Here is a 26,319-nt window from a genome sequence, read left to right as displayed (position 1 = left end):
ACTCCCACATGCATTTCATGACCGCTCTCGCCGACGCCTGGCGCCAGCACGACAGCCTGCTCTGCGTCGGCCTCGACCCCGATCCGGCCAGATTCCCCGCCCACCTCAAGGGCCGTCCGGACGCGATCCTTGAGTTCTGCACCGGCATCGTCGACGCCACCGCCGACCTCGCCTGCTGCTTCAAGCCGCAGATCGCCTACTTCGCCGCCCAGCGCGCGGAAGCGCAGCTGGAAGCGCTGATCGACCACATCCACAGCCGTCATCCGGCGGTGCCGGTGATCCTGGACGCCAAGCGCGGCGACATCGGCAGCACCGCCGAGCAGTACGCCATCGAAGCCTTCGAGCGCTACCGCGCGGACGCCATCACTCTCAGCCCCTATATGGGCCGCGACTCGGTCGAGCCCTACTTCGCCTACCCGGACAAGGGCGTGATCCTGCTGTGCCGCACCTCCAACGCCGGCGGCTCCGACCTGCAGTTCCTCAACGTCGCCGGCGGTGCCGGGGAGGAACGCCTGTTCGAACGCGTCGCCCGCCTGGTGGCCGAGGACTGGAACGCCAGCGGCAACTGCGCGCTGGTGGTGGGCGCCACCTTCCCGGCCGAGATCGCCCGGGTGCGCGAACTGACCGGCGACATGCCGCTGCTGGTACCCGGCATAGGCGCGCAGGGCGGCGACATCGAAGCCACGGTGAAGGCCGGCCGCAGCGCTGCCGGCACCGGCCTGATGATCAGTTCCTCCCGCGCCATCCTCTACGCCAGCCAGGGCGAGGACTACGCCGAGGCCGCCCGCCGCGCCGCGCTGGCCACCCGCGACGCCATCAACGCCCATCGCCAGGGCTGAGGCGCGCCATGAAATACCAGGACCTGCGCGACTTCGTCGCCAAGCTCGAAGCCCGCGGCGAACTCAAGCGCATCCGCGTGCCGGTGGACACCCACCTGGAGATGACCGAGATCGCCGACCGCGTGCTGCGCGCCGGCGGCCCGGCGCTGCTGTTCGAAAAGCCCACCACCCACGGCGTGCCGCAGGCCATCCCGGTGCTGGCCAACCTGTTCGGCACCCCGCAGCGGGTGCTCTATGGCATGGGCGAGGACGTGGGCGAGGGCGGCGACTGGCGCGAGCCGCTGCGCGATGTCGGCCGCCTGCTCGCCTTCCTCAAGGAGCCGGAGCCGCCCAAGGGCCTGAAGGACGCCTGGGAGAAGTGGCCGGTGCTCAAGCAGGTGCTCAACATGGCGCCGAAGGAAACCCGCAACGCGCCCTGCCAGGAGCAGGTGTGGGAGGGCGACGAGGTGGATCTCGGCCGCCTGCCCATCCAGCACTGCTGGCCGGGCGACGCCGCACCGCTGATCACCTGGGGCCTGGTGGTGACGCGCGGCCCACACAAGAAGCGCCAGAACCTCGGCATCTACCGCCAGCAGGTGCTGGGCCGCAACCGGGTGATCATGCGCTGGCTGGCGCACCGCGGCGGCGCGCTGGATTTCCGCGAGCACCAGCTGGCCAGGCCCGGCCAGCCCTTCCCGGTGGCGGTGGTGCTGGGCTGCGACCCGGCGACCATCCTGGCGGCGGTGACGCCGGTGCCGGACACCATCTCCGAATACCAGTTCGCCGGCCTGCTGCGCGGCGCCAAGACCGAGCTGACCCAGTGCCTGGGCTCCGACCTGCAGGTGCCGGCCAGCGCCGAGATCGTGCTGGAAGGCCTGATCCACCCGGACGACACCGCGCCCGAAGGCCCCTATGGCGACCACACCGGCTACTACAACGAAGTCTCCGAGTTCCCGGTGTTTACCGTGGAGCGCGTCACCCTGCGGCGCGACCCCATCTACCACTCCACCTACACCGGCAAGCCGCCCGACGAGCCGGCGATGCTGGGGCTGGCGCTGAACGAGGTCTTCGTGCCGCTGCTGCGCAAGCAGTTCCCGGAGATCACCGACTTCTACCTGCCGCCGGAAGGCTGCTCCTACCGCCTGGCGGTGGTGAGCATGAAAAAGCAGTACCCCGGCCACGCCAAGCGGGTGATGTTCGGCATCTGGAGCTTCCTGCGCCAGTTCATGTACACCAAGTTCATCATCGTGGTGGACGACGATGTGGACATCCGCGACTGGAAGGAGGTGATCTGGGCGCTGACCACCCGGGTGGATGCCACCCGCGACACCACCCTGGTGGATAACACGCCCATCGACTACCTGGACTTCGCCAGCCCGGTCGCCGGCCTGGGCTCCAAGATGGGCATAGACGCGACCAACAAGTGGCCGGGCGAAACCAGCCGCGAGTGGGGCACGCCCATCGTCATGGACGCCGCGGTGAAGGCCAGGGTGGATGCGATGTGGGGCGAGCTGGGCTTGTGATCCGCCGTACCGCCCAGATGTAGGTGGGGCGGCGCCGGCCTGAACCCTGGCGCCGCCGGCGCACTCTGAACCGGTATCCCCCGCCTTTCACTGGAGCCCCCGGATGTCCCAGCCCGACTACTCCGTCGCCGCCACCCCCGGCGACAAGCTGCTCACGCTCACCCACCTCATCTACGCCCTGCATGCCTTCGCGGTGTTCACCGCGGTGGTGGGGTCGGCCACCATCGTCTTCGGCTTCGTCGCCAGCCTGCCCTCCATCGTTGCCGTCATCCTCAACTACTGGAAGCGCGGCGAGGTGCGCGGCACCTGGCTGGAAAGCCACTTCCGCTGGCAGATCCGTACCTTCTGGTTCGCGCTGCTGTGGATCGTGATGTCGGTGCTGCTCTTCATCACCATCATCGGTCTGCCTTTCGCCCTGCTCCTGATGGGGGTGGCCGGCCTGTGGGTGCTCTACCGGGTGGTGCGCGGCTGGTGGACCCTGGGCGGCCGGCGCAGCCTGCCGATGGACTGAGGCGATGCGGCGGCCCTTGCTCACGCCGGCCGGCGCGGTTTGGTTTCCGCCGTCGGTTTGCCCGCGTGCAGCTTGTTCGGCCCCCCTCGTTGATGCCAGGGCCGTCGAAGTCTGGCCCAACGCCGGGCCTTTGACGCGCGGCGGCTGCGCCGGAGCCGCCGCATGAAACTCCCGCCGCTGGTCGAAGGCCGGCTGCTGCGGCGCTACCAGCGCTTCTTCGCCGAGGTGGAATTGGTGGATGGCAGCCGGGTGGTCGCCCATTGCCCCAACACCGGCTCCATGACCGGCTGTGCGCAGATCGGTGCGCAGGTGTGGCTGTCGGCGGCATCGAATCCGCTGCGCAAGCTGGCCTGGACCTGGGAACTGGTGGAGGCGCGGCCCGCCGTGTTGGTGGGCGTGCACACCGGCCGCATCAACGCGCTGGCGCGGGAGGCGATCGACGCCGGCCTGCTGCCCGGCCTCGCCGGCTACCAGCGCTGCCGCGCCGAGGTGCGCTACGGCGTGGCCAGCCGCGTCGACTGGTTGCTGGAGTCGGATGGCTGGCCGCCGACCTATGTGGAGGTGAAGAGCGTGACCGCGGTGGGCGAGGACGGCATCGGCTTCTTCCCGGACGCAGTGACCAGCCGCGGTGCCCGCCACCTGGCCGAGCTGTCGGCGATGGCGGCGGCCGGCGCCCGCGCGGTGCTGCTGTTCTGCGCGCCCCGCGCCGACCTGGTGGCGGTGCGGCCGGCGGACGAGATCGATCCGGTCTATGGCCGCGCGCTGCGTGCCGCACTGGCGGCGGGCGTGGAGGTGCTGGCGGTATCGGCCCAGGCCAGTCCGCAAGCGCTGACGCCGTTGCATGCGCTGCCGGTGCGGGTGGGCTGAGGAGCAGGGAGCGCACTTCGCTGGAAGGAGAGGCCGGCGCGCAATCCTGCCTGAGCGCGCGGGAGCGGATGCGGCCTCGGCGCGGGTGGTGGCGCCCGGCCGCCGGATCGTTCAAATCTTCAACCCTGCTGCGCCCACACCCATTCGAGCAGCGCATCCTGTGCCGCCTGGCTGGCGGCGGCTTCCGGGTGATTCACCAGCATCACCACGATGTGGCGGCGGCCGTTGCGGTCCAGCACATAGCCGCCCATGGCGCGCACGCCGTTGATGGTGCCGGTCTTGATGTGGGCCTGGCCGTTGGCCGGGCTGTCCGCCAGCCGGCGGCGGGCGGTGCCGTCCACGCCGGCCACCGGCAGCGCGGCGATGTATTCCGGCATCCACGGCCGCCGCCAGGCCACCGCCAGCAACTGCCCCAGCGTGGCGGCGCTGACCCGCTCCTGGCGTGAGAGCCCGGAGCCGTTCTCCAGCACCAGGCCGGCGGTCGGGATACCGACCGCATTCAACTGCGCGAAGGCGACGTAGGCGCCGGCCCTGACCATGTCCGTTGTCCACGTCGGCGCGGTGCTGCCCAGCGTGGCCAGCAGCTGACGGGCGATGACGTTGCTGGACCACTTGTTCATGTCGCGCACCACGTCCGCCAGCGGCGGCGAATCCTCGCGCAGCACCTCGTCCGCCTGCGCCGCCGGGGTGGGGCCGTTGCGCACCTGCCCCTCCACCCGTCCGCCCAGTTCCTTCCACAAGGCGGCGGTCAGCGCCAGGGCGTAGTCGGCCGGCGGCAGCGGCGCGGCGCTCCAGTCGCGGCGGCCGCAGCTGGCGGGCAGGCTGCCTTCCAGCACCAGCCTGGGGCCGGGCTCCAGGCGGGCATCCAGGCCGGAATACCACACCGGGCAGGGGCCGTCGCTGGTCTTCAGGCGGTTGATCACGCTCAGGCCGGCGAGGGGCGGATCGGTGGCGACGCGCACCTCGCCCCCGGCGCGCGGCGCCGGCAGCAGTGACAGCCGCAGCGAGTTGAACTGCATCAGCAGGCCGTAGGGGCCGGCGTTGTAGGGGCGCAGGCCGCGACCGTCGAAAGCGTCCGGATCGTGGGGGGGAAGCAGCAGCGCGCGGTCGTCCAGCACGATGTCGCCATCCACCGTGTCGATGCCGGTGAGGCCGCGCAGCTGGCGCAGCAGCTTCCACAGGCGCTCATAGGTGAGGAAGGGATCGCCGCCGCCGACGATGTAGAGATTGCCGTGCAGCACACCGTGGCGCACGGTGCCGGTGGTGGCGATGCGGGTGGTCCACTGGTAGGCGGGGCCGAGGCGGTCCATGGCGGCGAAGGCGGTGACCAGCTTCATCACCGAGGCCGGGTTCATCGGCCGTTCGGCGTTCAGCTGCAGCGTGGGCGCCGGCGCATCCACCGGCTGCACCCACACCGATACCGCATCCGCCGGAATGCGCGCGGCGCGCAGGGCGGCCGCCACCGGCACCGGCAGTTCGGCGGCGGATAAGGGTCTGCTGCCTGAAACGAGCAGCAGGAACAGGACGGCCAGAAGCCCGGCAAAGCGGGCAGGAAGGCGACGGTGGAGGCAGGGCAGGGGGGGCATGTGGGCAGCGTACCGTCACCGCATGCTGCGGCGCGGCAGGATAGAATTGCGTCCTCGGCGGGCCGCGACCGACGCATTCTACCCGTCTGGCTCCGCCCCGATTTCTCGCACGGAACGACGACATGATCCTAGTGACTGGCGGTGCAGGCTTCATCGGCGCCAACTTTGTCCTCGACTGGCTGGCGACGCAGGACGAGCCGGTGCTGAATCTCGACGCCCTGACCTACGCCGGCAACCTCGAGAATCTCGCTACCCTGGCTGGCGACGACCGCCACCACTTCATCCACGGCGACATCTGCGACCGCACGCTGGTGGACCGCCTGCTGGCCGAGCACCGCCCGCGCGCCATCGTCCATTTCGCCGCCGAGAGCCATGTGGACCGCTCCATCCACGGCCCTGGCGCTTTCGTGCGCACCAATGTCGAAGGCACTTTCACCCTGCTGGAAGCGGCACGCGGCTGGTGGGGCAGCCTGGGCGTCGAAGAGGCCGCCGCCTTCCGCTTCCTGCATGTGTCCACCGATGAGGTGTACGGCTCGCTCGGCCCCGAGGATCCGGCCTTCACCGAAACCAAGGCCTACGAGCCCAACAGCCCGTATTCGGCGAGCAAGGCCGCCAGCGACCACCTCGTTCGCGCCTGGCATCACACCTACGGCCTGCCGGTGCTTACCACCAATTGCTCCAACAATTACGGCCCCTACCAGTTCCCGGAAAAGCTCATTCCGCTGACCATTGCCAACGCGCTGGCCGGCCGGCCGCTGCCCATCTACGGCGACGGCCGCAACGTGCGCGACTGGCTGTACGTCGGCGACCATTGCTCGGCGGTGCGCGAGGTGCTGGCGCGCGGCCGCGTGGGCGAGACCTACAACGTCGGCGGCTGGAACGAGCAGCCCAACATCGACATCGTGAACATCATCTGCGGCCTGCTGGACGAGCTGCGCCCGGATCCGGCCGGGCCGTATGCGCGGCTGATCACCTTCGTCAAGGACAGGCCGGGCCACGACCGCCGCTACGCCATCGACGCACGCAAGATCGAGCGGGAACTCGGCTGGCGGCCGGCGGAGACCTTTGCCACCGGCATCCGCCGCACGGTGCAGTGGTACCTGGAGAACCAGGCCTGGGTGGAAAACGTGCAGAGTGGCGCCTACCGCGCCTGGCTGGAACGCAACTACGCATCGCGCTGAGGGGAGGTGGGAATGACGACGTCTCTGGCCCGCAAGGGCATCATCCTCGCTGGCGGCTCCGGCACCCGGCTGCATCCGGCCACGCTGGCGGTGTCCAAGCAGTTGCTGCCGGTCTATGACAAGCCGATGATCTACTACCCGCTGAGCACCCTGATGCTGGCGGGCATACGCGAGATCTTGATCATCTCCACGCCGCAGGACACGCCGCGCTTCGAGCAGCTGCTGGGCGACGGCGCGCGCTGGGGGCTGAAGCTGGAGTACGCGGTGCAGCCCAGCCCGGACGGCCTGGCCCAGGCCTTCCTGATCGGCGAGGACTTCCTCGCCGGCCAGCCTTCCGCCCTGGTACTGGGCGACAACCTGTTCTACGGCCACGAGATCGCCGACGATCTGCGCGCCGCCGGCCAGCGCGAGCAAGGCGCCACCGTGTTCGCCTACCCGGTGCAGGATCCGGAGCGCTACGGTGTGGTCGAGTTCGACGAGGCGGGACATGCGGTCAGCCTGGAAGAGAAGCCGGCCCAGCCCAAGAGCCGCTACGCCGTCACCGGCCTCTACTTCTACGACAGCCGGGTGAGCGACATCGCCCGCGGCCTCAAGCCCAGCGCCCGCGGCGAGCTGGAGATCACCGACATCAACCGCCGCTACCTCGAGTGGGGCGACCTGGACGTGCAGGTGATGGGCCGCGGCCACGCCTGGCTGGATACCGGCACCCACGAGAGCCTGCTGGAAGCCGGCCTCTTCATCCAGACCATAGAGAAGCGGCAGGGGTTGAAGATCGCCTGCCCGGAAGAGATCGCCTGGCGCGCCGGCTGGATAGACTCCGACCAGCTGCGCGGTCTGGCCAAGCCCTTGTCCAAGAACGGCTACGGCCAGTACCTGCTGCGCATGCTCGAAGAAAAGGTGTTCTGATGCAGATAAAAGAAACCGAGATCCCTGACGTCCTGATCCTGGAGCCACGCGTCTTCGGCGACGCCCGCGGCTTCTTCATGGAAAGCTACAACGCCCGCGCTTTCCGCGAGCTCACCGGCCTGGACGTGCAGTTCGTGCAGGACAACCACTCCCGCTCCGGCCGCGGCGTGCTGCGCGGCCTGCACTACCAGATCCAGCAAGCGCAGGGAAAGCTGGTGCGGGTGCTGCGCGGCGCGGTGTATGACGTGGCGGTGGACCTGCGCCGCGGTTCGCCCACCTTCGGCCGCTCGGTCGGGCTGGAGCTGTCGGAGGAAAACAACCTGCAGCTGTGGATCCCGCCCGGCTTCGCCCACGGCTTCCAGGTGCTGTCCGAAACCGCCGACTTCCTCTACAAGACCACCGACTATTACGCGCCGGAGCACGAGCGCAGCCTGCTGTGGAACGATCCGGCGCTGGGCATAGACTGGCCGCTGGCCGGCGAGCCGCTGCTGGCGGCCAAGGACAAGGCCGGCGTGCCCTTCGCCCAGGCCGAGGTCTACGAGGACTTTCCATGCGCCTGATGCTCACTGGCGCACGCGGCCAGGTGGGCTGGGAGCTGGCGCGCAGCCTGCTGCCGCTGGGCGAGGTGCTGGCACTGGACCGCGCCGCCTGCGATCTGTCGCGGCCGGAAGCGCTGGCGGCGCGGGTTGCTGAACTGGCACCGGATGTGATCGTCAATGCCGCCGCCTACACCGCGGTGGACAAGGCGGAGAGCGAAGAGGCGCTGGCGACCCGCATCAACGGCGAAGCGGTCGGCGAACTGGCCCGGCTGGCGCGGGCGCGCGGTGCCTTGCTGGTGCATTACTCCACCGACTATGTGTTCGACGGCAGCAAGTCGACGCCCTACCTCGAGAACGATGCGGTTGCGCCGCTGAACGCCTACGGCCGCGGCAAGTTGGCGGGAGAGCAGGCGATTGCCGCCTCCGGCTGCGACCATCTCATCTTCCGCACTACCTGGGTCTATGCCGCCCGCGGCGGCAACTTCGTCCGTACCATGCTGCGGCTGGGGGCCGAACGGGAAGCCTTGCGGGTGGTGGCTGACCAGATCGGAGCGCCGACCTGGGCACGCAACATTGCCGATGCGACCGCGCAGATCGTTGCCCAGGCGATGCGGGAGCGCTGTGAGGGGCGCTTCGAGTCCGGCCTGTACAACCTGGCTGGCGGCGGCGAGACCAACTGGTGCGAGTTCGCCCGGACCATCTTCGATGAAGCGTCCCGCGTGTTGCCGGCCTGGCAGCGCAAGGTGACGACGGTGGAGGCCATAGGCAGCGGCGACTATCCAACGCCCGCGCGCCGGCCTCTGAATTCGCGGTTGGATCAGCGCCGCCTGGTGGAACGCTTTGGCGTGGCGCTGCCCGATTGGCGTGTGGCGCTGGTGCGCTGCCTGGAAGAACTGGGGGAAAGATGAGCGGTTTTGGTCACTACGAGCGCGACGCCGAGGAACTGGAGCGGGAGATCGTCAAGCGCGGCATCGTGCTCGGCCTGGACTGGCAGGACGAGAACCAGATGCGGGAGTTGGCGCGCGAGGCGCTGACGACTTCGGCGCAGGAGAGCCTGGCGGAATTGCGCGGGGACGATCCGCAGGCACGTGCCCGCGTCGAACTGTTCGGCCTGGCAGCGCTGATGCTGGAAACGATGCGCCAGAGCGCCGAGATCGGCGTGCATACCCACGGCGGCCCGGCGTGGAAGGCCTTCGGCCATGCGCTGATCGTGGAATCCCAGCGGCTGGGCGGCGAAGCCACCCATTGAGGGCGGCGGGCCGCTGCGGCGGTCCGCCGGTGCAGCATTTACGGTAGCGGACGCTCCAGCGCGTAGAGCGACTCCACCGTTTCGCGCGCGCGCACTTCATGCGCCTGCGCGCCATCCACCATCACCTCGGCGGCGCGGCCGCGGGTGTTGTAGTTGGAACTCATGGTCATGCCATAGGCGCCGGCGGACAGCAGGGCGACGAGGTCGCCGTCGGCCAGCGCCAGTTCGCGGTCATGGGCGAGGAAGTCGCCGCTCTCGCAGATCGGGCCGACGATTTCGTAGCGCTGCGCCGGCACTTCGCTGGCCTTGACCGCCACTGCTTCGTGGTAAGCGTCGTACAGCGCCGGGCGGGCGAGGTCGTTCATGGCCGCATCGACGATGGCGAAATTCTTCTCCTCGCCATGCTTCAGGTACTCCACCCGCGTCAGCAGCAGGCCGGCGTTGCCGACCAGGGAGCGGCCGGGCTCGAAGCACAGTTCTTCCTTGCGGCCGGCGAAGATCTCCAGCAGCGGCGCAAGATAGGTGGCAACCGAGGGCGGCGTCTCGTCCTGGTAGCGGATGCCCAGGCCGCCGCCGAGATCGATGTGATCCAGCGCGATGCCTTCGGCAGCCAGCTGGTCCACCAGCCCCAGCACCTTGCCGGCAGCCTCGGCGACCGGTGCCGGGTCCAGCAGTTGCGAGCCGATGTGGCAGGCGATGCCGGAGATGGTGAGGTTGGGCAGGCTGGCGGCGCGGCGATACAGCGCCAGCGCTTCGTCGAAGGCGACGCCGAACTTGTTGCTCTTCAGGCCCGTGGAGATATAGGGGTGGGTCTTGGGATCGACGTCCGGATTCACCCGCAGCGCGATCGGCGCCTTCTTGCCGAGCTGGCCGGCGGCCTCGTTCAGGCGCTCCAGTTCCGCAGCGGATTCGACGTTGAAGCAGCGTATGCCCTGCTCCAGCGCGTAGCGCATTTCCGTGCGGCTCTTGCCCACGCCGGAGAAGACGACCTTGCCGGCGCTGCCGCCAGCGGCCAGGACGCGGGCCAACTCACCGCCGGAAACGATGTCGAAACCCGCACCCAGCTTGGCGAACACCGACAGCACCGCGAGGTTGGAGTTGGCCTTGACCGCGTAGCAGACCAGCGCGCGGCGGCCAGCCAGCGCCTGCTGCCAGCTCTGGAAGGCGGCGGTGAGCGCGGCGCGGGAATAGACGTAGGTGGGCGTGCCGAAGCGCTGGGCGATGGTTTCCAGCGCGACGTCTTCCAGATGAAGCGAATCGGCGACGCTGCGCAGGGTGGTGACAGGGTAAGGCTGGGTCATTCGGAGGTCGTGCCGGCGGGTGTAGTGGGTTTGTTATGATCGGCGCCCGTTTGGGCCGAGGGCCTTTCGATCTGGCTGCTGCTGGAACTGGAGCTGGATTTGGGCTGGCTGCCGGGCAGGTAGAGCGGGCCCTTGATGCCGCAGCCCGACAAGACCAGGGCGCCGGTCAGCGCCGCGGCTGGGAGGAAGACTCGCATGGCGGTCGATCGAGGAAAAACGGGAATCCTAACAGAAGGAATCGACATGGAAGAATCCGCATTCAACGCCTCGGCCGAGGCGGAACTGGCCCGCATCGAGGCGGCCCTGGAGGCCAGCGGACTGGACATCGACATCGAGCCCAAGCCCGGTGGCGTATTGGAGATCGAGTTCGACAATGGCAGCAAGATGATCATCAACCGTCACAGCGCCGCGCGGGAAATCTGGGTGGCGGCAAAGTCCGGCGGCTTCCATTTCCGCCCGGAGGGTGGCCAGTGGCTGGCCACCCGGGACGGCGCGGAACTCTATGCGATGTTGTCCAGGCTGGTGAGCGAGCAGGCCGGCGAGGCGGTGACGCTGTCGCCCGCCGCCTGATTCGTCCTCAGCGCTGGACCGGGGTGGGCACCCGGTCCACCACCGGCGCCGGCGGTTGGGTGGCCCGAGGCGGCGCTGCCGGTACTTGCGGCAGCGCTTCCTCCGGCGCCTCGGTGGCGGGGCCGTGGTCGGAGAACAGGCTGGCCGGCAGGTCGGGCAATACCGGGGGCGTCGCCGGCTTGTTTTCCTCGTAGACGAAGTCCTCCCGCAGGCCATCGCCAGTAGGTACGGAGACCAGGCCGGGCGGACGCTCCCTTGCTTTCTCCGGCGAGTTGGCAAGCGCCGTCTTCATGTAATTCACCCAGATAGGCAGGGCGGAAGAGCCGCCGGTTTCGCCGCGGCCCATGTTCTTGGGCTGGGAGAAACCCATCCAGGCAATGGCGACCAGATCCGGGTTGTAACCGCAGAACCAGCCATCCAGGTAGTCATTGGTGGTGCCGGTCTTGCCGGCGAGATCGTTGCGGCCGAGGGCGCGGGCGCGGGTTGCGGTGCCGCGGCGGACGACGTCCTGCATCATCGAATCCATCAGCCAGGCGTTGCGCGGGTCGATGACCCTGGGCGCGCTCTCACCGGCCACCGGCGGGTCCATCTTCGCGACCAGCCGGCCGGTCCCGTCGTAGATCTCCTTGACGATGTAGGGCTCGACCCGGTAGCCGCCGTTGGCGAACACGCCGTAGGCGGAGGCCATTTCCCACGGCGTGACGCCGCCTGCGCCCAGGGCCATGGTGAGATAGGGCGGATGGCGGGAGGGGTCGAAACCGAAGCGGCCGACGTAGTCCTGCGCGTACTGCGGGGTGATGGACTGCAGCACGCGGATGGAAACCAGGTTCTTGGAACGGGCGAGGGCGTCGCGCAGGGTCATCAGACCGTCGTACTTGCCGTCGTAGTTCTTGGGTTCCCAGGCCTGCGAACCGGTGACGCCGGCAGGGAAGTACAGCGGTTCGTCCTCAACCAGGCTGCCCGGCCCATAGCCGCGCTCCAGCGAGGCCGAGTAGATGAAGGGCTTGAAGCTGGAGCCTGGCTGACGGATGGCCTGGGTGACGTGGTTGAACTTGTTGCGGTTGAAGTCGAAGCCCCCTACCAGCGCCCGGATCGCGCCGGTGTGAGGGTCCATCGAAACCAGTGCGGACTGCACCTCCGGCAGCTGCAGAATCTCCCAGCCCTTCTCCCCGGTATCGCGGATGCGCACGATGGCGCCGCGCCGGATACGGCGGGCCTGCGGCGCTTTGTCACTCAACATCGGCGTGACGAAGCGCAGACCGTCGCCGGTGATCTCCTGCGTGCTGCCATGGCGGTAGACCTTGACACTCTTGGCCGAGGCGTCGAGGACCAGGGCGGCGAGCAGGTCGTCGTAGTCGGTGGTGTCGGCGAGCGCCTCATCGTAGCGCTCCTCGTCGTGGCCGGCAGGGAGGTCGACGAAGGTCTCCGGGCCGCGGTAGCCGTGGCGCCGGTCGTAGTCCAGCACGCCACGGCGCAGCGCCGCATAGGCGGCGTCCTGGTCAGCCTGGGTGACGGTGGTGACGATGCGGATGCCGAGCTGATAGGCCTCTTCGCCGAACTGTTCGACGGCGATCTGGCGCGCCATCTCTGCTACATAGTCGCCGTGGCTGACGCTGCTGCGGCGGACCGGCTCTATTGCCTTCGCCCGTACGGTGGCGGCTTCGGAGGCGTCGTGATAAGTAGCTTCGTCGATGAAGCCCGCTTCCACCATACGCCGCAGGACGTACTGCTGGCGCAGCGCTGCCCGCGAGGGATTCACGATGGGGTTGTAGGCGGAAGGCGCCTTGGGCAGCCCGGCCAGCATGGCCGCCTCCGGCAAGGTGATCTCCGCCAGCGGCTTGTTGAAATAGGCGCGGGCTGCGGCAGAGAAGCCGTAGGCACGCTGACCCAGGTAGATCTGGTTGATGTACAGCTCCAGGATCTGGTCCTTGCTCAGGCTGCGCTCGATCTTGAGCGCCAGCAGGATCTCGTACAGCTTGCGGTTGTAGGTCTTTTCCCGCGACAGGAAGAAGTTGCGAGCCACCTGCATGGTGATGGTGGAGGCGCCCTGGCCGCGACCGCCGCTGGCGATGTTGGACAGGGCCGCGCGTGCGATGCCGAGCATGTCGATCCCAGGGTGCTCGTAGAAGCGCTCGTCCTCGGCGGCCAGGATGGCCTGCTTTAGCGTAGGTGGTACGTCGGCGATACGCACGACGGTGCGCCGTTCCTCGCCGAATTCGCCCAGCAGGTGGCCATCCGATGTATATACTCGCAGCGGAATGCGAGGACGATAATCCGTGAGGGATTCGAGGGACGGCAGGTTGGGCCAGGCGAGGATGGACATCGCGGCCAGCGTGGCCATGCCGAGGATCGCCAGCGCAACCAGACCGGCGATCGGATAGAGGACCCAGCGCATTCGCAGTCCTGATCTTGGATAGGGGTGGGCGGGCATTATAAGGGGCGTCCAAGCGCCGCTCCAGCCGGCTTTGTTGCAGCGATTTGCTTTACACCTCCCACTGTTGTTGCTAGCATTTCAGAGGCTTGCTCAGCAAAGTCGCCTAACATAAAGAAATTTAAGGATTTTCTTTGTGATTGAGTTCTCCCTATTTGGATCGAAAGCGCGACAGCTCGCTGGGTTGGATATCTCTTCGTCATCAGTCAAGATGGTCGAGCTCTCCGGTAGTGAGAAGGATGGCTACCGGATCGAGCGTTACGTGATCGAAAGCCTGCCCAGGGATGCCGTGGTGGACGGCAATGTGGCCAACCTGGATGCTGTAAGCGAAGGCGTGCGCCGGGCGCTGCGCCGCTTCGGGCCGGGAGTGCGCAATGTCGCGATGGCTTTGCCCGCGGCGTCGGTCATTACCAAGAAAATCATTCTCCCGGACGGACTGCGCGAGCAGGAAATGGAGTTGCAGGTCGAGTCCGAGGCCAATCAGTACATCCCGTTCGCGCTGGACGAGGTCAATCTCGATTTCCAGGTGGTCGGGCAGGCCAATAGCGGCGCAGGAGAGGTGGAAGTGCTGATCGCTGCCTCCCGCAAGGACAAGGTCGAGGACAGGGTTGCGGTTGCCCAGGCTGCCGGGCTGAAGGCGACGGTGATCGACGTCGAGTCGCTGGCGATGGAGTCGGCATTCGATCTCGTCAGGCGCCAGCTCCCGGGTGGCGGTGCAGACAAGGTCATCGCCCTGATCGACATTGGCGCCACCGTGATGAACGTCACCGTGCTGCGCAACGGTCAGCCCGTCTATTCCCGCGAGCAGGCTTTTGGCGGCGCCTTGCTTACCCAGGATGTGGCGAGGCAGTACGGCATGAGCGTCGAGGAGGCTGAAACCGCCAAGCGCAGCGGCAGCCTGCCTGACGATTACGCGCGCGATCTGCTGCGGCCCTTCATGGATAGCCTCGCGCTTGAAGTCTCCCGCGCGCTGCAGTTCTTCTTTACTTCCACTCAGTACAACCAAGTAGATTACGTAGTGCTGGCCGGTGGCTGTGCAGTCATGCCGGGCCTGGCGGAGGTCGTGGGCGGCCGTACCCAGGTGGAAACCGTGATCGCCAATCCATTTGCCGGCATGGCGCTTTCCTCCAAGTTGCGGCCCAAGAGCCTGGCTGCGGACGCGCCTTCGCTGATGGTTGCCTGCGGCCTGGCGCTGCGGAGGTTCGACGCATGATACGGATCAACCTGCTGCCTCACCGTGAGCAGCGGCGCAAGGAGCGACGCCAGCAGTTCTACGTGGTTTCGGGCTTGATGATCCTGCTTGCAGCCGTCATCGCCCTGCTGGTGCATACCGTGTATGCGGGCTATATCGATCGCCAGGAGCGGAAGAACGACTTCTTCAAGGCGGAGATCGCCAAGCTGGACACCGAGATCGCGGAGATCCGGCGCTTGCGCGAGCAGATCGACGCCCTCCTTGCCCGCAAGCAGGTGATCGAGTCCTTGCAGGGTGACAGGGCCCAGACCGTCCATTTATTCAATGAATTGGCGCAGCGGATGCCGGATGGTGTGTATCTGAGGTCGGTCAAGCAGAACGGGCAGCGCATCACGCTGATCGGTTATGCGCAATCCAACGCCCGGGTGTCCAACCTGATGCGCAATATCGAGGCCTCCCCATATCTGGCGCAACCCAGCTTGGTCGAGGTGAAGGCTGCCACGGTAAACAACCGTCAGGTCAGCGAGTTCTCCTTGAACATGAGTCTCAAGCGCCCGGACGTGCCGGCTGGCGTTGCCGCGCCTCAAGGAGGGGCGAGATGAAAGGGGGCATCGATCTCAATCGCCTGGCCCAAGATTTCAAGGGGCTGGATCCCAATGATCCGGGCGTGTGGCCTCTGGCACCCCGGATCGCGGTTTTCGTCATGGTCTTCGTGCTGACGATCGTCGCCGCCTGGTGGTTCGACTGGAGCGACCAGGCGTCCTTGCTTGCGCAGCGCGAGGCGGAGGAGCAGCAACTGAGGCAGAGCTGGATTGCCAAGAAGCGCCAAGCGGTCAACCTCGATGAGCACAAGCGCCAACTGGCTGAAATCGACCGCCAGTTCGGGGCGTTGTTGAAGCAGCTGCCGAATCGGGCGGAGATGGATTCGCTGCTGTCGGACATCAACCAGGCGGGGCTGGGCCGCGGGCTTCAATTCGAGTTGTTCAAGCCGGGTAGCGATGTGGTGAAGGATTTCTACGCAGAAATGCCGATCGAGATCCGCGTCACTGGTGGCTATCACGATCTCGGCGAATTTGCGGCCGATGTGGCGCGCATGCCACGAATCGTGACCTTGAACAACATTGCGCTCGATGGCCAGGCATCCGGAAAGCTGAAGTTCGATGCTCGCGCAGTGACCTATCGCTACCTTGATGAAGATGAGTTGGCGCGCAAGCGTCAGGCTGAACAGGCCGCCAAGAAGGGGGGCCGGTAATGAGGGGTTTTTGGTGGGTCGTAGTCGCGCTCTCGCTGGCAGCCTGCTCAAGCGATCAGGAAGACATTCAAGCGTGGATGAATGAGCAGGCGAAGACCATGCGGGGTGCGGTCAAGCCTCTGCCAGAGATCAAGCCTGCTGATCCGGTTGCCTATGCTGCCGGCGCAGTGGCGGAGCCCTTTCGCGCAGACCGGCTGGACCCCGAGCGCCGGACCGGGGGCGGAGTGCGCCCGGACATGGACCGCCGCCGTGAACCGCTTGAAGCCTATCCTCTGGAGTCCCTGCGCATGGTGGGCGTGTTGACCCAGGGGCGAAGTACCCAGGCTTTGGTACAGGCGGATCGGAATCTGTATCAGGTTAAGGTAGGTAATTACATGGGGCAGAACTTTGGTGTGGTGACAGCCATTTCCGAGTCCGAAGTCACCCTTCGAGAGCTTGTTCAAGACGTTAATGGCGACTGGGTCGAACGGACCAGTTCGCTACTGCTGCAGGAGCAGCAGGGGGCCGGAAGATGAGAACCAGAATTGCAGTGCTGCTGGCCGCCTTTGTCGCGGCTTGTCTGCCCTCGGTGGCTGCCGTCGCACAGGACGCTGTTGCGGGAGCGACCGCTTCAAACCGGATTGAAACGCTGGAGGTCGCTGAACAGGGAGGCGGTTTGTACATTCGCCTGGGGTTGCAGCATCCCCTGACGGCAGTGCCGGCCAGTTTCAGCGTCGCCAATCCAGCCCGCATCGTTTTCGACTTTCCTGCCACTGCCAACGGGCTGGGTCGGAACGTCCAGGCCATCGAGCAGGGCGAATTGCGTAGCGCCAATATTGTGCAGGCCGGTGATCGCACACGCCTTGTACTCAACATGGTCAAGATGGCGCCCTACGAGGCGCGTGTCGACGGCCGCAATCTGGTGATTTCGCTGTCCCCGCTTGGGGCGCAGAACGCGGCTAATACCGTTACTGGCCAAGCGTTTGCGAACTTTGCGGATTCCCGCAGCGCCGCGCCGGACCGGCAGAGCGTGCGCGACATCAACTTCCGTCGTGGCAAGGATGGTGAGGGTCGTGTTGTGGTGCAACTCTCCAGCCCCGATACCGGCATAGACATTCGCCAGCAGGGCGGCAATCTGGTGGTGGATTTCCTGAAGACTTCCTTGCCTGAGCATCTGCGCCGCCGCGCGGACGTCACGGATTTCGCTACGCCGGTAACGTCCATGACGACCCAGCAGCAGGGCGACAACGTCCGCCTGACAGTGACTCCCAACGGCTTGTGGGAACACAACGCTTACCAGAGCGACAGCCAGTTCGTCCTCGAGGTCAAGCGCGTCGTGGAAGATCCGAACAAGCTGGTCCAGGGCTCCAGGGGACAGTACCAAGGCGAAAAGCTGTCGCTGAACTTCCAGAACATTGACGTCCGCTCAGTGTTGCAGGTCATCGCCGACTTCACCAACTTCAACATCATTACCTCGGACTCGGTGCAAGGAAATCTCACCCTGCGCCTGAAGGACGTGCCGTGGGATCAAGCGCTGGACATCATTCTCCAGGCCAAGGGTCTGGACATGCGAAAGAACGGCAATGTGATCTGGATTGCGCCAGGCGAGGAGTTGGCAACGCGCGAGAAGCTGCAACTCGAGGCCAAGGCCCAGATTGGCGATCTAGAGCCGCTGCAGACGGAGAGCTTCCAGATCAACTACCACAAGGCCAAAGAGATCTTCGACTTCCTGAAGAGCAAGGATCAGACGATGCTCTCCAAGCGGGGTACCGTGGTCGTCGATGACCGCAGCAATAAGCTCTTCGTGACCGACGTGGCTTCGCGGCTGCAGTCGCTGCGTCGGCTGGTGAGCGAGATCGACGTCGCGCCCCGGCAGGTGTTGATCGAGGCACGAATTGTTGAAGCGAGCAAGGAGTTTGCGCGCGACCTGGGGGTGCGTCTGACCTACGGAGACAACTCGTCCAAGAGCCTGGGAAATGGCGCCAAGCTGGGGTTTGGATCTTCGGCGGTGGGTACCGGCAGCAATACCTTCACGCCCGGTACGTCGACCAGTGGCGGTTCTACGGCGGTGGCGGATTTTGCTCAGTTGAACCTGAGCCTGTTCAATAGCTCGATGACGCGCTTCCTCAATCTGGAATTGTCGGCCCTCGAGACCGATGGCCGTGGTCGGGTTGTTTCCAGCCCGCGCGTGCTGACCGCGAACCAGGTGGAAGCCACCATAGAGCAGGGCACCGAGGTGCCCTACCAGGAAGCCAGTAGTTCCGGTGCCACCAGCGTCTCTTTCAAGAAGGCAGTGCTGTCGCTGAAGGTGAAGCCGCAGATTACGCCCGATGGCCGGGTGCAACTGCAGGTGCTGGTAAACAAGGACCAGCCGCAATTCCTCTCCGGCTACGACATCCCGGCCATCAACACCAAGAACATCAAGAGCGAGGTTCTCGTGGAGAACGGTGGAACGGTGGTGATCGGCGGGATCTATGAGGAAGAGGAGACCACCAACGTCCAGCGTGTGCCCGTGCTCGGGGAATTGCCGGTGCTTGGCGCGCTTTTCCGTACCAATTCCCGGGTTGCGAACCGCAGCGAACTGCTGGTTTTCATCACCCCGCGCATCGTTAGCGACGCCTTGACCCTGCGTTAAGCTGATCTGCCGCTGCTACAATTCAAGGGCGGCTGCTCCTGCTGGGGCAGCCGCCCTTGGTTTTTAACGGATGGCCATCGGGTTTCATGTGACTTGCTTGATACTGATCGGCATGATGGGCGCCGGCAAGACCACCATCGGACGGGAACTGGCGAAGCGGCGGGGAGTGCGCTTCGTCGATTGCGATCACGAGATCATCGCCCGCACGGGCGTTACCATACCCACGATCTTCGAAATCGAGGGAGAAGCCGGTTTCCGTCGCCGGGAAACCCAGGTGATCGACGAACTCACCAGGGAGTCCGACATCATCATCGCCACTGGCGGCGGTGCGGTGCTGGACGAAAAGAACCGTGAGATGTTGATGCAGCGCGGCATCGTCGTCTACCTCAACGTTGCCCCCCAGATCCTGTGGGAGCGCACCCGCAATGACCGCAACCGCCCGCTGTTGAACGTGGAGAATCCGCGCGCGCGCATCGAGGAGCTGTACGCGGTCCGCGATCCGCTTTACCGCCAGGTGGCCGATATCATCGTAGACGGCGGTCGCTGCAATCCGAATTCCATGGTGCGCCAGATCGAGAAGGTGCTGCCTACGCTGCGCAAGACGACATGCATACACTGAATGTGGCGCTCGGCGAGCGCAGTTACCCCATCCATATCGGCCGTGGCCTGCTCGACCGGGTCCGCCTGATCCTTCCCCACCTGAAGACGCCGCGGGTCGCCATCGTCACCAACGATGTTGTCGGTCCGCTGTACCTGGGCAAGCTCCGCGACGCCCTGGAGGCGCAAGGGATACGCGTCTGCCAGGTTGTCCTGCCGGATGGCGAAGCGCACAAGGACTGGTCGACGCTGAACTTGGTGTTCGACATGCTGCTGGAGCAGCGCTGCGAGCGATCCACTACCCTCATCGCGCTCGGCGGCGGCGTAGTCGGCGACATGGGCGGCTTTGCCGCCGCCTGTTACCAGCGTGGCATGCCCTTCGTACAGATTCCGACGACGCTGTTGTCCCAGGTGGATTCATCGGTTGGTGGTAAGACCGCGATCAATCATCCACGCGGCAAGAACATGATCGGCGCTTTCTATCAGCCGCGACTGGTGCTGGCGGATACCGACGTGCTGAGCACCCTGCCGCCGCGTGAGCTGACTGCGGGTCTCGCGGAAGTCATCAAGTACGGGTTGATTCGTGATCCGGGCTTCTTCGAGTGGCTGGAGAGCAATATCGAACGCGTGCTGATGCGTGAGCCGGAAGCGTTGGCTTTCGCGATTGAGCGTTCCTGCGCCAACAAGGCGGAAGTGGTGGCGGCGGACGAGACCGAGCAGGGCGAACGGGCGCTGCTCAATCTTGGCCACACATTCGGCCATGCCATAGAGACCGGGCTGGGGTACGGCGAGTGGCTGCATGGGGAGGCGATAGCGGCCGGTACCATGATGGCTGCTGAGCTGTCGCGACGGCTGGGCTGGCTGGCCGATGCCGACATCGCGCGGATCGAGAGCCTCTTCATCCGAGCGGGCTTGCCGACCGTGGGGCCGGTGCTGGGCGTTGAGCGCTACCTGGAACTGATGTCGCACGACAAGAAGGTGGAGGCGGGACGCCTGCGACTGGTTCTGCTCAAGGCCATCGGTGCTGCGGTCGTTCATGGCGACGCTCCCCAGACCGACATCGCCGCGGCGATCGAGGCGCGCTGCCGGTGAGCGCGGAGGGCCTTGCCACCTATGCGGTGACCGAGGTCAATTCGCGCGGCCGGGTCCATGTTGAACCGCCGCCTGCGGCACGGGGAGCATTCCAGCGTGACCGCGACCGCATCATCCACTGCACCGCATTTCGCCGGCTGGAGTATAAGACCCAGGTCTTCGTGAACCACGAGGGGGATCTGTTCCGGACCCGGCTGACTCACAGCATCGAAGTTGCCCAGCTCACCCGCAGTCTGGCGCGGGCGCTGAGGCTGAACGAGGATCTGGCAGAGGCGATCGCGCTGGCCCATGATCTGGGCCACACTCCGTTCGGGCACGCCGGGCAGGATGCGCTCAATGCCTGCATGAAGGCGTATGGCGGTTTTGAGCACAATCTGCAGTCCTTGCGCACGGTCGATCTGCTGGAGGAGCGCTACGCCGCCTTCGATGGACTCAATCTCACGTATGAAACGCGGGAAGGCATCCTCAAGCACTGTTCTCGGCCTAACGCGGAACTGCTCGGCGACCTGGGGCGGCGCTTTCTTGACGGTACGCAGCCCTCCCTGGAGGCGCAACTGGCCAATCTGGCCGACGAGATTGCCTACAACAATCATGATGTGGATGACGGGTTGCGCTCCGGTCTGATCACCCTAGAGCAACTGGGCGAGGTGGACGTCTTCGCCGAACAGCGCCGTGCGGTGGAAGCGGAATGGCCAGGCCTGAGTGGGCGCAAGCTGATCTACGAGACGATACGGCGGATGATCAATGCAATGGCGCTGGATCTGATCGAGCAGACTCGTGCCAACATCGCCGGCGCCGGAGTGGAAACGCTGGACGATGTCCATGCTGCCGGGCGGCTCGTTGCCTATTCCGAGGGCTTGAAGCCCCGCTTGCAGGGGTTGAAGGTCTTCCTGCGCGAGCAACTCTACTGGCATTACCAGGTCTTGCGGATGACCGACAAGGCCAAGCGCATCATCAGCGACCTCTTCGAGGCCTTCATGGCAGATGCGCGCCTGCTGCCGCCGCAGTACCAGGAGCGCGCCCGTATCGATAAGCCGCGTGCCATTGCTGACTACATCGCGGGCATGACCGATCGGTACGCGATGAAGGAGCACCGCCGGCTGTTTGCCGTCGGCGAAATCTACTGAGCGCCGTGTGCCGGATTTTCTGCTGTCCGGAGGTCTTGCGGCGGCGCAAAAACTGCTTGAATCACGGGTTTTGCGCGGGTATATTCGTCAATCCGCCTGAAGTGTTCGTAGCGACCCCTCGCCTTGAGCCCCGGTCGCGTAGAGCCGGTGTGCCTTGCGCCCGGCTTTTTTGATGTCCGCACGTTTCATAGCGTGCGGGTTTGGAGAGCGTGCGGCGCCTTGCGCCGTGCCGCCCGAACCGCGCCGGTCCTAGCCCGGCGAACGTGTTGTTTCGAGGAAGAACGAGATGGATCTCCCCCAGAAGCAGGGTCTTTACGACCCGGCCAACGAGCACGATGCCTGTGGCGTGGGCTTCATTGCCCATATCAAGGGCAATAAGACGCACGACATAGTCCTGCAGGGCCTGGAGATCCTTAAAAACCTGGATCACCGTGGCGCCGTAGGTGCAGATCCGTTGCAGGGCGACGGTGCCGGTATCCTGATCCAGATTCCCGATGCGCTGTATCGCGAAGAGATGGCTGCCCAAGGCATCACTTTGCCTTCGCTCGGGAATTATGGTGTTGGCATGGTGTTCATGCCCAAGGAACAAGCCTCCCGCCTGGCCTGTGAAGAGGAAATGGAGCGGGCTGCCCGCGCCGAGGGCCTGCAGGTGCTGGGCTGGCGCGACGTGCCTGTGAACCGCGACATGCCGATGTCGCCGGCTGTGAAGGCCACCGAGCCGGTGATCCGTCAGTTCTTCGTCGGCCGTGGCGCCGACATCATGGTTACCGAAGCGCTGGAGCGTAAGCTCTACGTTGCCCGCCGCCGCGCTGCCAACGCCATCAATGCGCTGCAGCTGAAGCATGGCAAGGAGTTCTACGTGGTGTCGATGTCGGCGCGCACGGTGAACTACAAGGGTCTGCTGCTCGCCACCCAGGTGGGCGAGTACTACCTCGACCTGGTCGATCCGCGCGCGGTTTCCGCGCTGGCGCTGGTGCACCAGCGTTTCTCGACCAACACCTTCCCGAAGTGGAACCTGTCGCACCCCTTCCGTTACATCGCCCACAACGGCGAGATCAACACGGTGCGCGGCAACTACAACTGGATGCGTGCCCGTGAAAAGGGCGTGCATTCGCCGCTGTTGGGCGACGATCTGCAGAAGATCTGGCCGCTGATTTACCCCGGCCAGTCCGACTCCGCCGCCTTCGACAATGCGCTCGAACTGCTGGTGATGAGCGGCTACTCCATGGCCCACGCGGTGATGATGATGATCCCCGAGGCCTGGGAATCCCACGCCCAGATGGACGAGAAGCGCCGCGCCTTCTACGAATACCACGCTGCCATGATGGAGCCGTGGGACGGTCCGGCCGCGGTCGCCTTCACCGACGGCCGCCAGATCGGCGCCACGCTGGACCGCAACGGCCTGCGTCCGGCGCGCTACCTGGTTACCGATGACGATCACGTCGTCATGGCTTCCGAGTCCGGCGTGCTGCCCATCCCTGACAGCAAGATCGTCAAGAAGTGGCGCCTGCAGCCGGGCAAGATGTTCCTGATCGACATGGAGCAGGGTCGCATCATCGACGACAAGGAGATCAAGGACAGCCTGGCCTCGGTCAAGCCGTACACCGACTGGCTCTCCCGCATCAACATCAAGCTCGATGGCCTGGATGCCCCGGCCGACGCCGCCGCGCCGGAATGTGCCGCCTCCCTGCTGGATCGTCAGCAAGCCTTCGGCTACACCCAGGAAGACATCAAGTTCATTCTGGAGCCCATGGGCAAGGCCGGCGAAGAGAGCACCGGCTCCATGGGTAACGACTCGCCGCTGGCGGTGCTGTCGTCCAAGGAAAAGCCGCTCTACAACTACTTCCGTCAGCTCTTCGCGCAGGTCACCAACCCGCCGATCGACCCGATCCGCGAGCAATTGGTGATGTCGCTGGTGTCCTTCATCGGCCCCAAGCCCAACCTGCTCGAGATCAACGAGATCAACCCGCCGTTCCGTCTCGAAGTCACCCAGCCGGTGCTGGACTTCTGCGACATGGCCAAGATCCGCAACATCGCCCGCTATACCAAGAACAAGTTCCGTTCCGCCGAACTGGACATCTGCTACCCGGTCGCCTGGGGCAAGGAAGGCGTGGAGGCGCGCCTGGCCTCGCTGTGCGCCGAAGCCGAAGACGCAGTGCAGCAGGGCTACAGCATCCTGGTCGTATCCGACCGCAAGGTGGATGAGAACAACGTCGCCATCCCTGCGCTGCTTGCTACTTCAGCCATCCACCAGCACCTGGTGACCAAGGGCCTGCGTACCCGTGCCGGCCTGGTGGTCGAGACCGGCACCGCGCGCGAGACGCACCATTTCGCGGTGCTCGCCGGCTACGGCGCCGAGGCGGTGCATCCCTACCTCGCGCTGGAAACCCTGCAGCAACTGGCCGGGGATGCCGAGGCGGGCGAGAAGTACGTCAAGCACTTCGTCAAGGGCGTGGGCAAGGGCCTGATGAAGGTGATGTCCAAGATGGGCATTTCCACCTACATGTCCTACACCGGCGCGCAGATCTTCGAAGCGGTCGGCCTGCAGCAGTCCTTCGTGGACAAGTACTTCACCGGCACTACCAGCCAAGTGGAAGGCATCAGTGTGTTCGAGGTCATGGAAGAGACCATCCTCCTGCACAAGAAGGCTTTCAGTCCCGATCCGGTGCTGGCCAGCATGCTGGATGCCGGCGGCGAATACGCCTTCCGCGTTCGCGGCGAAGAGCACATGTGGACGCCGGATGCGATCGCCAAGCTGCAGCACTCCACCCGCTCCGGCAAGTACGACACCTACAAGGAGTACGCCCGCATCATCAACGACCAGAGCAAGCGCCACATGACGCTGCGCGGCCTGTTCGAGATCAAGCCGGCAGGGCCCCCGGTGCCGCTGGACGAAGTCGAGTCGGCCAAGGAGATCGTCAAGCGCTTCGCCACTGGCGCGATGTCGCTCGGCTCCATCTCCACCGAAGCCCACACCACGCTGGCAGTGGCGATGAACCGCATCGGCGGCAAGTCGAATACCGGCGAGGGGGGCGAAGACCCGATGCGCTTTAAGCCGATCACCAAGGCGATGAAGCTGTCGCAGATCATCGGTGAGAGCCGGGTCGAGCGCGACATCGAGCTGTCCGCCGGCGACTCCCTGCGCTCCTCGATCAAGCAGGTCGCCTCCGGCCGCTTCGGTGTCACTGCCGAATATCTGGTCAACGCCGACCAAATCCAGATCAAGATGGCCCAGGGTGCCAAGCCTGGCGAAGGCGGCCAACTGCCCGGCCACAAGGTGTCCGAGTACATCGGCTTCCTGCGCCACTCGGTGCCGGGTGTCGGTCTGATCTCGCCGCCGCCGCACCACGATATCTACTCCATCGAGGATCTGGCGCAGCTGATCCACGACTTGAAGAACGCCAATCCGAAGGCCGACATCTCGGTCAAGCTGGTGTCCGAGATCGGCGTCGGCACGGTGGCCGCGGGCGTGGCCAAGGCCAAGGCCGACCACATCGTGGTCGCTGGCCATGACGGCGGTACCGGCGCTTCGCCGTGGTCGTCGATCAAGCACGCCGGTTCGCCGTGGGAGCTGGGCCTCGCCGAGACCCAGCAGACCCTGGTGCTGAACCGTCTGCGCAGCCGCATCCGCCTGCAGGTGGACGGCCAGATCAAGACCGGTCGTGACGTCGTCGTCGGCGCGCTGCTGGGTGCGGACGAGTTCGGCTTCGCCACCGCGCCGCTGGTCGTCGAAGGCTGCATCATGATGCGCAAGTGCCACCTCAACACCTGCCCGGTGGGCGTGGCCACGCAGGATCCCGAACTGCGCAAGCGCTTCTCCGGCCAGCCGGAGCATGTGGTCAACTTCTTCTTCTTCATCGCCGAAGAAGTGCGCGAGCTGATGGCCCAACTGGGCATCCGCAAGTTCGACGACCTCATCGGCCGTGCCGACCTGCTGGACATGAAGAAGGGCATCGAGCACTGGAAGGCGAGGGGCCTGGATTACGCCCGCATCTTCTATCGTCCGAACGTGCCTGCCAGCGTGCCGCGCCTGCACACCGAATTCCAGGATCACGGCCTGGAGAAGGCGCTGGACAACCAGCTCATCGAGTTGGCCAAGCCGGCGCTGGAGAAGGGCGAGAAGGTGAACATCGACCTGCCGGTGCGCAACATCAACCGTACCGTTGGCACCATGCTGTCCGGCGCGGTTGCCACCCGCTACGGCCACGCCGGCCTGCCAGCCGACACCATCCACGTCAAGCTGACCGGCACCGCCGGCCAGGCCTTCGGCGCCTTCGTCGCCCGCGGCGTGACGCTGGAACTCGTCGGTGAAGGCAACGACTACGTTGGCAAGGGCCTGTCGGGCGGCCGCATCATCGTCCGGCCCAAGAGCGAGTTCCGCGGCAACACGGTCGACAACATCATCGTCGGCAACACCGTGCTCTACGGCGCCACCGAAGGCGAGGTTTACTTCGCTGGCGTTGGCGGCGAGCGTTTCGCGGTGCGCAACTCCGGCGCCACCGCGGTGGTGGAAGGCGTGGGCGACCACGGCTGCGAGTACATGACCGGCGGCACCGTGGTCGTGCTCGGTCAGACCGGCCGCAACTTCGCCGCCGGCATGTCGGGCGGCGTGGCCTACGTGCTGGACGAGGACGGCAGTTTCTCCGGCCGTTGCAACCTCGCCCAGGTCGCGCTCGAACCGCTGCCCGAGGAGATCGAGGCCCGCAAGGGGTCCGAGTCCGGCGACGAGCTCGAAACCCATGGCCGGGTGGACATCAACCACCTGGAGATGGGCGACGAGCTCATCCTCAAGGGCCTGATCGAGCGCCATGCACGCTTCACCGGCAGCCCGCGCGCCCGTCAGATTCTGGACAACTGGAGTGCCTGGCGGACCAAGTTCGTCAAGGTGATGCCGCACGAATACCGTCGCGCGCTGGCCGAGATGGCCGAGCAGCGCCAGCAGCAACTGGAGGCCGCGTAAGAA

General features: G+C 65.7%; 23 protein-coding genes. 19 read left to right on the top strand and 4 right to left on the bottom strand.

Annotated elements, in window-relative coordinates:
* The first annotated feature begins 8 nt into the window (after nt 1–8).
* The 4 genes from pyrF to sfsA all read left to right on the top strand — a co-directional run bounded on the left by pyrF (nt 9) and on the right by sfsA (nt 3,719).
* On the top strand, nt 9–839 hold the full coding sequence (pyrF, locus tag C7389_RS09595; RefSeq protein ID WP_133590755.1) for an orotidine-5'-phosphate decarboxylase: 831 nt from the start codon (nt 9–11) through the stop codon (nt 837–839).
* Between the two features lie 8 nt (nt 840–847).
* Complete coding sequence (ubiD, locus tag C7389_RS09590; RefSeq protein ID WP_133590743.1) at nt 848–2,341, top strand: 4-hydroxy-3-polyprenylbenzoate decarboxylase; 1,494 nt, start codon at nt 848–850, stop codon at nt 2,339–2,341.
* Nucleotides 2,342–2,444: 103 nt separating this feature from the next.
* Nucleotides 2,445–2,852, top strand: coding sequence for a DUF4870 family protein (locus tag C7389_RS09585; RefSeq protein WP_133590741.1), 408 nt, complete (start codon nt 2,445–2,447; stop codon nt 2,850–2,852).
* A 162-nt stretch (nt 2,853–3,014) separates the two neighbouring features.
* Nucleotides 3,015–3,719: a DNA/RNA nuclease SfsA gene (gene sfsA / locus C7389_RS09580; protein ID WP_133590739.1), complete on the top strand. Its 705-nt coding sequence runs from the start codon at nt 3,015–3,017 to the stop codon at nt 3,717–3,719.
* A 119-nt stretch (nt 3,720–3,838) separates the two neighbouring features.
* Here sfsA and dacB read toward each other — a convergent pair whose 3' ends face one another.
* Nucleotides 3,839–5,305, bottom strand: coding sequence for a D-alanyl-D-alanine carboxypeptidase/D-alanyl-D-alanine endopeptidase (gene dacB / locus C7389_RS09575; RefSeq protein ID WP_133590737.1), 1,467 nt, complete (start codon nt 5,303–5,305; stop codon nt 3,839–3,841).
* 122 nt (nt 5,306–5,427) lie between these two features.
* On the opposite strand from dacB, the gene rfbB reads away from it, so the two are divergent.
* The 5 genes from rfbB to C7389_RS09550 are packed head-to-tail and all read left to right on the top strand — an operon-like array spanning nt 5,428 to nt 9,180.
* A complete protein-coding gene (rfbB, locus tag C7389_RS09570) occupies nt 5,428–6,486 on the top strand; it encodes a dTDP-glucose 4,6-dehydratase (RefSeq protein WP_133590735.1) in 1,059 nt (352 codons plus the stop codon).
* 12 nt (nt 6,487–6,498) lie between these two features.
* Nucleotides 6,499–7,392 carry a glucose-1-phosphate thymidylyltransferase RfbA gene (gene rfbA / locus C7389_RS09565; RefSeq protein ID WP_133590733.1) on the top strand — a complete coding sequence of 298 codons (894 nt, stop codon included), beginning with the start codon at nt 6,499–6,501 and terminating at the stop codon, nt 7,390–7,392.
* Nucleotides 7,392–7,952: a dTDP-4-dehydrorhamnose 3,5-epimerase gene (gene rfbC, locus C7389_RS09560; RefSeq protein WP_133590731.1), complete on the top strand. Its 561-nt coding sequence runs from the start codon at nt 7,392–7,394 to the stop codon at nt 7,950–7,952. Before rfbA ends, rfbC begins: the two co-directional genes overlap by 1 nt.
* Nucleotides 7,943–8,839 carry a dTDP-4-dehydrorhamnose reductase gene (gene rfbD / locus C7389_RS09555; RefSeq protein ID WP_133590729.1) on the top strand — a complete coding sequence of 299 codons (897 nt, stop codon included), beginning with the start codon at nt 7,943–7,945 and terminating at the stop codon, nt 8,837–8,839. The genes rfbC and rfbD overlap by 10 nt, the downstream gene beginning before the upstream one ends.
* On the top strand, nt 8,836–9,180 hold the full coding sequence (locus C7389_RS09550; RefSeq protein WP_133590728.1) for a hypothetical protein: 345 nt from the start codon (nt 8,836–8,838) through the stop codon (nt 9,178–9,180). Before rfbD ends, C7389_RS09550 begins: the two co-directional genes overlap by 4 nt.
* A gap of 38 nt (nt 9,181–9,218) precedes the next feature.
* On the opposite strand, the gene lysA is transcribed toward C7389_RS09550, so the two are convergent.
* Both lysA and lptM read right to left on the bottom strand, forming a co-directional pair.
* A complete protein-coding gene (lysA, locus tag C7389_RS09545; RefSeq protein WP_133590726.1) occupies nt 9,219–10,481 on the bottom strand; it encodes a diaminopimelate decarboxylase in 1,263 nt (420 codons plus the stop codon).
* On the bottom strand, nt 10,478–10,726 hold the full coding sequence (lptM, locus tag C7389_RS09540) for an LPS translocon maturation chaperone LptM (RefSeq protein ID WP_246034695.1): 249 nt from the start codon (nt 10,724–10,726) through the stop codon (nt 10,478–10,480). Before lptM ends, lysA begins: the two co-directional genes overlap by 4 nt.
* On the opposite strand from lptM, the gene cyaY reads away from it, so the two are divergent.
* Entirely contained in the window at nt 10,725–11,051 is a 327-nt protein-coding gene (gene cyaY, locus C7389_RS09535; RefSeq protein ID WP_133590724.1) for an iron donor protein CyaY, read from the top strand. The two genes, lptM and cyaY, sit on opposite strands and share 2 nt — an antisense overlap.
* Nucleotides 11,052–11,058: 7 nt before the next feature.
* Here cyaY and C7389_RS09530 read toward each other — a convergent pair whose 3' ends face one another.
* On the bottom strand, nt 11,059–13,446 hold the full coding sequence (locus tag C7389_RS09530; RefSeq protein ID WP_133590722.1) for a penicillin-binding protein 1A: 2,388 nt from the start codon (nt 13,444–13,446) through the stop codon (nt 11,059–11,061).
* A 172-nt stretch (nt 13,447–13,618) separates the two neighbouring features.
* Here C7389_RS09530 and C7389_RS09525 point away from each other — a divergent pair, with 172 nt between their 5' ends.
* The 9 genes from C7389_RS09525 (at nt 13,619) to C7389_RS09485 (ending at nt 26,316) form a co-directional block, all read left to right on the top strand.
* Nucleotides 13,619–14,695, top strand: a complete 1,077-nt coding sequence (locus tag C7389_RS09525) for a pilus assembly protein PilM (RefSeq protein WP_133590720.1) — start codon at nt 13,619–13,621, stop codon at nt 14,693–14,695.
* The gene (locus C7389_RS09520; RefSeq protein ID WP_133590718.1) at nt 14,692–15,276 is read left to right on the top strand and encodes a PilN domain-containing protein; all 585 of its coding nucleotides are present in this window, start codon (nt 14,692–14,694) and stop codon (nt 15,274–15,276) included. Before C7389_RS09525 ends, C7389_RS09520 begins: the two co-directional genes overlap by 4 nt.
* Complete coding sequence (locus tag C7389_RS09515) at nt 15,273–15,926, top strand: type IV pilus inner membrane component PilO (protein WP_133590716.1); 654 nt, start codon at nt 15,273–15,275, stop codon at nt 15,924–15,926. The genes C7389_RS09520 and C7389_RS09515 overlap by 4 nt, the downstream gene beginning before the upstream one ends.
* Nucleotides 15,926–16,441, top strand: a complete 516-nt coding sequence (locus C7389_RS09510; RefSeq protein WP_133590714.1) for a pilus assembly protein PilP — start codon at nt 15,926–15,928, stop codon at nt 16,439–16,441. Before C7389_RS09515 ends, C7389_RS09510 begins: the two co-directional genes overlap by 1 nt.
* Nucleotides 16,438–18,540, top strand: coding sequence for a type IV pilus secretin PilQ (locus C7389_RS09505; protein WP_133590712.1), 2,103 nt, complete (start codon nt 16,438–16,440; stop codon nt 18,538–18,540). The genes C7389_RS09510 and C7389_RS09505 overlap by 4 nt, the downstream gene beginning before the upstream one ends.
* An 88-nt stretch (nt 18,541–18,628) precedes the next feature.
* The gene (locus C7389_RS09500) at nt 18,629–19,159 is read left to right on the top strand and encodes a shikimate kinase (protein WP_133590710.1); all 531 of its coding nucleotides are present in this window, start codon (nt 18,629–18,631) and stop codon (nt 19,157–19,159) included.
* The gene (gene aroB, locus C7389_RS09495) at nt 19,147–20,229 is read left to right on the top strand and encodes a 3-dehydroquinate synthase (protein ID WP_133590708.1); all 1,083 of its coding nucleotides are present in this window, start codon (nt 19,147–19,149) and stop codon (nt 20,227–20,229) included. Before C7389_RS09500 ends, aroB begins: the two co-directional genes overlap by 13 nt.
* On the top strand, nt 20,226–21,356 hold the full coding sequence (locus C7389_RS09490) for a deoxyguanosinetriphosphate triphosphohydrolase (protein WP_133590706.1): 1,131 nt from the start codon (nt 20,226–20,228) through the stop codon (nt 21,354–21,356). The genes aroB and C7389_RS09490 overlap by 4 nt, the downstream gene beginning before the upstream one ends.
* A 286-nt stretch (nt 21,357–21,642) precedes the next feature.
* On the top strand, nt 21,643–26,316 hold the full coding sequence (locus tag C7389_RS09485; protein WP_133590704.1) for a glutamate synthase-related protein: 4,674 nt from the start codon (nt 21,643–21,645) through the stop codon (nt 26,314–26,316).
* The last annotated feature ends 3 nt before the right edge of the window (nt 26,317–26,319 follow it).

It is taken from the genome of Azoarcus indigens, assembly GCF_004361735.1.
In the GTDB taxonomy this organism is placed as follows: domain Bacteria; phylum Pseudomonadota; class Gammaproteobacteria; order Burkholderiales; family Rhodocyclaceae; genus Azoarcus; species Azoarcus indigens.
The sequence above is the reverse complement of the archived record's forward strand: the minus strand, read 5'-3'. Positions and strand labels throughout refer to the sequence as shown.